The sequence below is a fragment of the Oleiphilus sp. HI0043 genome (genome assembly GCF_001634935.1).
Genome location: NZ_LWEY01001608.1, coordinates 1 through 1030, shown reverse-complemented (window position 1 = coordinate 1030; position 1030 = coordinate 1). Strand labels below are relative to the sequence as shown.

Here is a 1030-nt window from a genome sequence, read left to right as displayed (position 1 = left end):
TGCTTTTGAGGTTTTAGTGCTTGATCAGAACGGTAAACCGGTTAAAGACGCTTATGTAGCGATACCCGAAGGAAATATTGAGCAAGCAGAGGAAACGCCGGCCATTATGGATCAGCTTGATATTGCCTTTGTACCTCATGTATTGGCGATAGACCAAGGGCAAGCGGTTGTCTTTCCCAATAGTGATAATATCCGTCACCATGTCTATTCCTTTTCCCAACCCAAAAAGTTTGAAATTAAATTATATCAAGGAGTTCCCGAACAGCCGATTACCTTTAATCAGCCGGGTTTAGTGGCACTAGGTTGCAATATTCATGACTCAATGTTGGGCTATATCTATGTGTCACCATGGCCTAATTATGGTGTGAGCGATGAAAGCGGCAAACTTACCTTTTCTCAGACAGCTGAAGAACTGCTCATTTGGCATCCTCGCTTAGAGGGGAAAGCCGGTTTAGTTAGAAAAGCTATCGATAGTAAGCATGAAACAGTCACGATTACCTTGAAGCTCAAAAAGGAAAAGACGCGACGTCAGTTCAGAGCGTATAGAAGGGATCGCGATGATTATTGACTTGAGCTTGCGAAAAAAAATCCTACTATCCTTTTTAAGTTTAATTATTGTCTCGTCGATTATGACGATTTCGGCAGTGTTATTAGCGACTAACAATAGTGTCGCTGAGCAGGCGAGAGAGAAGCTCGTCGTAGGTCAAAAGGTTTTTGAACAGTTACTGGCGCTGCGAGGTAACCAGTTGTTCGAGTCTGCTGAGGTACTGACCTCAGACTTTGGTTTTAAAGCCGCTGTGCTGGATCAGGACCGTTCAACTATTGGCTCAGTGCTCGACAATCATGGGGCTAGAATAGGCGCTGACTTGATGATGATCGCCTCACTCGAAGGTGACTTGATTGCCAGCACAGGTAAAAGCCAGAACTTCCCCTTTAAGCACTTGTTGTCAGAAGCAGAGGAAAATGGCGGTCTGATGCAAACCGTTGTATTAGATGGCTTACCCTACCAAATTCTGATGTTGCCGGTACT

General features: G+C 44.5%; 2 protein-coding genes. Both read left to right on the top strand.

Annotated features, from left to right (window positions below; all coding sequences use genetic code 11):
* On the top strand, nucleotides 1-568 hold a 568-nt coding region (locus A3729_RS24020; protein WP_068634374.1), incomplete at its 5' end, for a methylamine utilization protein.
* On the top strand, nucleotides 558-1030 hold a 473-nt coding region (locus A3729_RS24015), incomplete at its 3' end, for a cache domain-containing protein (protein ID WP_304439754.1). The genes A3729_RS24020 and A3729_RS24015, both read left to right, overlap by 11 nt.